The organism is Actinoplanes sp. NPDC048791 (assembly GCF_040650095.1).
In the GTDB taxonomy this organism is placed as follows: Bacteria; Actinomycetota; Actinomycetes; order Mycobacteriales; family Micromonosporaceae; genus Actinoplanes.
In genome coordinates this window covers 1-6,787 of record NZ_JBEZGQ010000114.1, presented here as the reverse complement: position 1 = coordinate 6,787, position 6,787 = coordinate 1, and the positions used below count along the sequence as shown (strand labels likewise).

At 71.0% G+C, this 6,787-nt stretch carries 6 protein-coding genes; 3 read left to right on the top strand and 3 right to left on the bottom strand.

Going from position 1 to position 6,787, the window contains the following annotated elements; translation table 11 throughout:
• Positions 1 to 522 (top strand): DUF2716 domain-containing protein (locus AB0C29_RS11700; protein WP_360818764.1); only part of this gene is annotated, 522 nt, incomplete at its 5' end.
• On the opposite strand, the gene AB0C29_RS11695 is transcribed toward AB0C29_RS11700, so the two are convergent.
• Positions 474 to 1,472 (bottom strand): zinc-binding dehydrogenase, encoded by a 999-nt coding sequence (locus tag AB0C29_RS11695; protein ID WP_360818761.1) that lies wholly within the window; start codon positions 1,470 to 1,472, stop codon positions 474 to 476. The genes AB0C29_RS11700 and AB0C29_RS11695 overlap by 49 nt on opposite strands.
• Before the next feature lie 81 nt (positions 1,473 to 1,553).
• Between AB0C29_RS11695 and AB0C29_RS11690 the strand changes: the two genes are divergently transcribed.
• Both AB0C29_RS11690 and AB0C29_RS11685 read left to right on the top strand, forming a co-directional pair.
• Complete coding sequence (locus tag AB0C29_RS11690; protein WP_360818758.1) at positions 1,554 to 2,174, top strand: TetR/AcrR family transcriptional regulator; 621 nt, start codon at positions 1,554 to 1,556, stop codon at positions 2,172 to 2,174.
• The gene (locus AB0C29_RS11685; RefSeq protein ID WP_360818755.1) at positions 2,158 to 2,607 is read left to right on the top strand and encodes a hypothetical protein; all 450 of its coding nucleotides are present in this window, start codon (positions 2,158 to 2,160) and stop codon (positions 2,605 to 2,607) included. The genes AB0C29_RS11690 and AB0C29_RS11685 overlap by 17 nt, the downstream gene beginning before the upstream one ends.
• Here AB0C29_RS11685 and AB0C29_RS11680 read toward each other — a convergent pair.
• Complete coding sequence (locus tag AB0C29_RS11680) at positions 2,585 to 6,151, bottom strand: LamG-like jellyroll fold domain-containing protein (RefSeq protein ID WP_360818752.1); 3,567 nt, start codon at positions 6,149 to 6,151, stop codon at positions 2,585 to 2,587. The two genes, AB0C29_RS11685 and AB0C29_RS11680, sit on opposite strands and share 23 nt — an antisense overlap.
• Positions 6,152 to 6,275: 124 nt before the next feature.
• The coding region (locus AB0C29_RS11675) for an ERAP1-like C-terminal domain-containing protein (RefSeq protein ID WP_360818749.1) at positions 6,276 to 6,787 on the bottom strand (512 nt) is incomplete at its 5' end.

Here is a 6,787-nt window from a genome sequence, read left to right as displayed (position 1 = left end):
CACTACGGCCTTGGCCGGCCGGTTTTTGTGCGGCGTTCGGCGTTCTTGGCTGGCGGGGGGGGGGGGTGGGGTATGCCCCCGCCCGGCCCCCTCAGGTTCGGGGTGATCGCCGTTCGGTGGGAAGATCATCGGGTGGCAGCGGCCGTGGAGAAGCTCGAGAGTCCCGAGTACGAACAAGTGTGGGATCGATTCGAGCGAAGGTTCGAGTTCCGGCCCGGCATGCAGCGGCGTACCTGGCCGGCGATCAAGGAGCCGGCCGATTCCATCACGTGGAGCCTCGCCGCCCTGGACAACGATCCGGGGTACGTGAAGCTGGATGCCATGGTCGACGTGGTCAACAGCGGCTTATGGGCGTGCACGCCGCCTGAACAGACGCTGCTGATCCTTGACTGGCAGCAGCCGATCTCGACCGGATCCTGCTACGGCGAGTCCGCGAAGGCGCAGTCCCGAGATGAGTGGCCGACGTCGGATTTCTATGTGGCTGGGGGCGCCGTCGGGACCAACAGGATGCGGCCGGTGTGAGAGCGGGCCTCGATGAGCGCGTGGGCGGTTGCGGCCTCGGCCAACGGGAGCCTTGCGTGCACGGTGGTGTGCAGCCGGCCGGCGGCGAACAGGTCGGCTAGTTCCCCCATCTCGTGGCGGGCCTGGTCCGGGTTCGCACGGCGCCAGGCGGTGAGATTGAAGCCGGTGACGGAGCGCAGGGCGAAAAGCTTGCCGACCGGGATCTGCTCCAGTTCTCCGGTAGCGGCGCCGTAGACCACGGTACGGCCGAAGGGCGCGAGCAGGTCGAGACTGGATTGCAGGACCGGTCCACCGACCGCGTCGAGGACGACGTCGACACCGCCCGGAGCGGCGGCGCGGACGCGGTCGGGCCAGTCCGGCAGCCCGTAGTCGACGGCGACATCGGCGCCGACGCTCCGTACGAAGTCGAGTTTGCGTGACGCTCGGGCGGTGCCGATGACAGTGCCGGCGCCGGCGCCGAGGACCTTGGCGAGCTGGACGGCGAGGTGTCCGATGCCGCCGGCTGCGGCGTGGATCAGGACGGTGTCGCCGGACTTCAGCCGGGCGGCGCGAAGGATCCGCAGGGCGACGGGAGCGCTCATGGCCAGCGTGCTGGCGTCACCGGATTCGAGATGGTCAGGCACGGCGGCAAGCCAGGACGCCTCAGCGACGACGTAGTCCGCGTACGCGTCCTCGGCCAGCGCCGCGACCCGCCGGCCCATGAGCCCCCGGTCGACGCCGGGGCCTACCCGGACGACCGTGCCGACGACGTCACCGGTCGGCCGGCCAGGCAGCGGGCGCTGGAAAATGCTGCCGCTGCCGGGTCCGCGGCGGAACCGGGTGTCGACGAAGTTGACACCGATCGCCTGGGCGCGCAGCAGTACCTGCCCCGCCTGCGGGGCCGGCTCGTCGGCGTCTTCGACGGTCAGTACCTCCGGCCCGCCGTACTCGTAGTACCGGACGCGTTGCATGGCCGCCCTCACCTAAACTGGACCAGTAGTCAACTTCGGTTCCGGACGTTACTTGACCGACGGTCCACTTGTCGAGGTGCCATGACAGAACCCGAACGCCTCCGCGCCGACGCGGTCCGCAACCGCACGGCCATTCTGCGCGCCACCGAAGAGCTGCTGACCCGGTATCACCCGCAGCAGATCTCGATGGAAAAGGTGGCCGCTGCGGCCGGCGTCGGCAAGGGCACGGTGTTCCACCGCTTCGGTAGCCGGCATGGGCTCATGCGCGCGCTCATGCAGGAGCGCGCGCAGGAACTGGAGATCGCGGTCAGCACCGGTCCGCCACCGCTGGGCCAGGGCGCCCCGCCGCGCGCCCGACTTCTGGCCTTCCTCGCCGCTGTGGTCGAGTTGGTCGCCCGCAACAAGGGCCTGCTCGCTGCCCTGGGCCCTGCGGCGCCTGTCACTGCCGTGCCGGAACAAGAACCGCGTGAGGCGCACCCGGTCTACCGGTCCTGGCACGACCACATCCGCCACCTGGTCCAGGAGCAACGGCAGGACCTCGACGCCGACATGCTCGCCCACGTCCTCCTCGCCACCCTGCACAGCGAACCCATCCTCGATGCACTGGAGCGTGGCGACGGACCCCGCCTCACCCGCACCTTGCACGACCTGGTGACCGGCTTGATGCCCTCGCTATCCTGCCGGGATGACGGGGATCGATGATGCCGGTACGGGAGATCAGCTGGTCGACGGCATGAACCTGTCGGTCCGCCTGCGACGGGACTTCACCGTCACCGATGCGGGCCGTCTCCTGACAGCCGCCCGCCGGATGTACCGGGAGCTGAACCCGGGCACCACTACGAACGATGCTGAGGCGATGGTGTCGTGTGCCGCCGACGCCTTGTACGTCGTACTCGATCACGCGGGCCTGATCGGTGACGCGGCCGATGACCGGCTGACCGCATACCGTGGTGATGGGCTGGATCTAGGCGGCTGGCGGGCTGAGGTGGTGGCAAACGATCCTTGGCCACTGTCCCCCGGGCCCCTCAGCAACTGCGTGACTGGCGCTGAGGACGTCTTCGCCCTGCCTCCCGACGAGTCAGCCCATCGGACGATGCAGGCTCGCGCGTCCCTCACGGCCGGGCCAGGGGCGTGATCGCGATCCTGTCGATGACCGGGGCGTACGCGGACCGCAGCAGGACGCCCGGGAAGGTCTGGGACGCGTACGTCCGGCCGTCGAAGTTGGGCAGTTCCTCGCTGGAGAAGGTGATCGTGTTGGTGCCCCGGCGCAGGGACACCGGCACGGTCAGTTCCCAGAAGTTGTCGCGGTGGAAGCTGTGCGGGAAGTTCACCCGCTCCGCCGCGCCGCCGTTGATCGAGATGTCGGCGTGGCGTACCAGGGGGTCCGGGTTGTAGTGGGTGGCTTCGGCCTGTTCCGGGTTGGCGTAGCGGATGCGCAGCGCGTGGAGTTCCGTCCGGTCGGCGCGGACGGTGAAGGTCAGGGAGTTGCCGTTGCCCGGCGTGCCGCCGATCCGGTCCACCGCCGCGCCGCCGGAGGCCAGTGGGAGTGGGGTGACGACCGCCGTGCCGGCCTTCGTCGCTGCCTCGGCCTCGTACGTGGCTGTGGGCAGTTTCGCCGGGGTCACCTCGATGCGGTCCAGGGTGGTCCGGCCGGTGACCGTCACCTTGTTGATGCCGCCGGAGAGGGCGACGGTCACGGCGTCCCGACCGCCGGTCGTGCGCAGCACCTTGTGGCCGTTGACCGCCAGCTCGGCGCGGCCGGCGCTGTGGACGCGGATCGTCGAGGGGGCGTCGGCCGCCGAGTAGACCCAGAACGTCGCCGATCCGCCGCGGTCCAGCCGCACCACGTCGCGGGTGCGTCCGTAGGCCGGCTCGCCCCGGGTCAGGTCGGCCCGTTCCGCCTCGTAGACCGCGGTCCGCGCGGCCGGGCCGGGCAGCGCCAGCTGGATGCGGTCGAGGATCGCGTCGCCCTTGGTCGCCCGGGTGCCGTCGAGGCTGCGGGCGGCCAGCGAGATGACGTGCCGGCCGGCGGTGAGGTCGACCTCGGTGTCGGTGTGGTCCCAGACCGCCCACTTGTAACCCAGCGGCAGGAACAGCTCCTGCTCGTCCCGGCCGTCGACGCGCAGGAAGACGTTGGTCGGGCCCTGGTCGGCGACCAGCGGGTACGTGTTCAGCGAGTTGGCGAACACCCGCAGGTCGTAGCGGCCCGGCTCGGGGACGTCGACGGTGAAGTCGAGCACGCCGTCCGAGCCGGTGCGCAGGCCGCCCACGTCGTACCCGCCGGAGGTGTAGAACTTCGACACGTCGGCCGGCGAGCCCTCGGGACCGTTCTTGCTGTAACCCGAGCCGGTGTACGTGGCGTCCTCGGCCTCGTAGTCCTGCTCCCAGCGGGTCGTGACCGGGGCTGCCGGTGAGGTGCCGGGGGTGAGCACGACCTCGTAGGCCGACGACTCGTCGAGTGCGGGCAGGCCGTCGGCGCCGAGGGGCAGCACGACCGTGCCGTTGCGGACGGTCAGGTTCCGCGCGGCGATCACCGGTGGCTGGGCCGAGTCGCCGAGCTGCCCGGTCCACGCGATGCGGCGGAGCTCGGCGTGCACCGTACGGCCGAAGACCCGGGCGGGCACGTGGTCGAACTGCACCCAGGACTTGCCGGCCGCCCCGCCGAAGAGCAGCCGGGCCTGCTTCTTGCGCTCGTCCAGCGTCGCGACGCCCTGCAGCGTGTAGTTCCGGCCCGGGTACGGCGGGGCCACTCCCACGGTGTGCCCGGTCATCGCCCCGTACGCGTTGTAGAGCCACCACTGCCCGTTGCCCCGGTTGGCCTGCACGGCCGAGTCGGAGATGTTGCCGTCGATGTTCCAGTACGCGATGTCGGCGTCCACCTTGGACTCCTCGATGGCCGACACCCACTGGATCATCTGGCCGGGCACCGAGGTGTGGTAGTTGAACGCGTACTCGTTGACGTTGATCGGTAGTTCGCGCCCGAGCACCTCCTTTTCCCAGGCGCGGTAGGTGGCGACGCTGGTGCGGACCGCCTCGGGGTGGCTCAGCTCGTGCCAGGTCATCACGTCGGGCACCGTGCCGGCCGTGACCGTGTGCCGCAGGAAGTCCTTGACCTGGGGGTACAGCACGCTGGTGTTGGGCCCGGCGATGCGTGCCGCCGGCAGCTTGCCCTTGATGAGGGCGTACACGTCGTCCCAGGCCCGGAAGTAGGCCGTCGGGTCGGTGAGCCAGCTGGTCCGGTCGTAGGACCACTCGCCGGTGCCGAACATGTTGCCCTCGGGCTCGTTGAACGGCACGAAGACGATGTTGTCCCGGTACTCCGGCGCCAGCGTCAGGACCTGGTCGACCTGGGTGACGATCTTCTCTTTGTAGAGCGCCAGCTTCTCGGCGGGCGTGTCCCCCGGCCACTGGTACGGGAACCCGCGGTGGATGTCGGTCATGTAGATGTAGACGTCCCCGCCGGTGCTGTCAGCCAGCGGCTCGACCACTTCGAGCGCGTCCGCGCCGGGGTGCTGCGGGCCGTCCTGCGCCTTGGTCGAGACGGTACGCAGCCGCATGCCCTCGATCAGGTTGTTGGTCGGCACGCCCTGTCCGTAGAGCCCGTAGAGCGAACCGGACGCGCCGCCGTGGAAGGCACCGGTGTTCTTGGCCAGGTCGACCACCAGCTGCCCCTCGCGGATGACGGTGACGGTCGCGGTGACGGCCCGGCCGGCGGCGGTGCCCCGCACCGTGAACGTGCCGGTGGTGGCGTAGGAGGCCGGGTCGACGGCGGACCACACCGTGGGGATCTGCCGCGGGTAGCCGTCGGAGAAGTCACCGAGCACGGCCGCCGGCAGTGCCGGGGCGGCGCCGACCGTGGTCCGCACGTCGAAGGTGGTCTGCGACAGCCCGGTGGCGGCCGGCAGGTCAGCGCCGTGGACCTCGGCCACCTGGGCCGCGGTCAGGGCCGAGCCGTACACGCGGAAGTCGTCGATCGCGCCGTCGTAGAGCGGGTCCGGGAAGAACGAGCGGCCGAGGTAACCGGCGAAGGTCGTCGACGGCGTCAGCAGGTCCGACGCGGCGGCGATCCCGCTCGGCGCGGAATCCACCGCCACCCCGTCCAGGTACGTGGTGAGCCGGTCCGCCCCGGTGTCCAGGGTGACGGTCAGGGTCTTCCACACCTGGGCCGGCACTGGCTTCGTACCGGTGATCGACGCCTCGGCGACCCCGGGCACCAGCGCTGTCGTCCGCAGCAGCCCACCGCCGTTGTATGGGGTGGTGAACAGGAACCGGGTCGTGTCGGTGCCGAGCGCGTAGATCCACTGCCAGGGTGCGGTCGTGCCGTCCCACCGCACCCGGACGGAGACCGTCAGGTCGGTCCGGCCCTCGAGGATCCGCCGGGGCAGCCGCACGTGGGCGCCGTCGGAGGTGGGTGCCCCGCCGGGCAGGGTCAGCGCGTCCCCGCCCCGGCCGTCGGTGGACAGCGCGGCGGTCGCCGGGTTGACCAGCGTGCCGTCCAGGCCGTTGCCGGAGGTGTCGGCGATCCGGGTGCCGGCCAGGTCAGCACCGTCGAAGGTGTAGTGCACGACCGCCGCCGGCAGTGCTTCGGCTTCCGCCAGGGCGGCTCCCGGCACCGCCAGGCCGGTGAGCACCAGGACCACTGTCGCCAGTACCCCGGCACGGGATCTCCCGAGCTGCATCTGACCGCTCCCATCGACCGACCTCGCTGTCGTGTGAACGGTAACATCGACGAAACCGGATGCAAACGCGGATCGCCCCGGGCACCGTGCCGGCCCGGGGCGATCTGCTGCTCCTCGCCGCCGGTCAGCGGCTCCCGTTGGCCCGGGAACGCAGCATCCGGCGGACCAGGTCGGAGCGCTCCCGCAGCGTCTTGCCGACCACCGGCGCGACCCGCGTGGCCGCCTCCTCCGCCCGGTCGAGGAACGTCTCGTCGACACCGAAGCGGGGGAACAGCCGGCCGGTGTAGGCCATCGCCAGGATCATGCCGCCCCGGTCCAGGCCGGGCAGCAGCTCCAGGTACTTCTCCGCGTACGGCGCCAGCAGCTCGTCCTGGCCGGGAACCCAGAACGCCGCGGCGACCGGGCCGAACGAGCCGACCGGCACCGAACGGTCGACGGCCAGCGTCTGCCACACCGCCGCCTTCTCGGCCGGGTCCGGGGCGGCGGCCCGTACGGCCAGGGCGCGCCGCTGCGCGTCCGGGTCCGGGTCCCGCTTGAGCAGGTCGTCGACCTCGCCGGCGGTCGGCGCGCCCAGTTCGGCCTTGCGCACCAGCGCGTGCCACCGCAGGTCCACGTCGTCACCGGCCTGCTCCTGCA

Coding starts and splice junctions, on each gene's coding strand:
- AB0C29_RS11695 (WP_360818761.1), bottom strand. CDS start 1,472: ATGCAACGCGTCCGGTACTACGAGTACGGCGGGCCGGAGGTACTGACC.
- AB0C29_RS11690 (WP_360818758.1), top strand. CDS start 1,554: ATGACAGAACCCGAACGCCTCCGCGCCGACGCGGTCCGCAACCGCACG.
- AB0C29_RS11685 (WP_360818755.1), top strand. CDS start 2,158: ATGACGGGGATCGATGATGCCGGTACGGGAGATCAGCTGGTCGACGGC.
- AB0C29_RS11680 (WP_360818752.1), bottom strand. CDS start 6,151: ATGCAGCTCGGGAGATCCCGTGCCGGGGTACTGGCGACAGTGGTCCTG.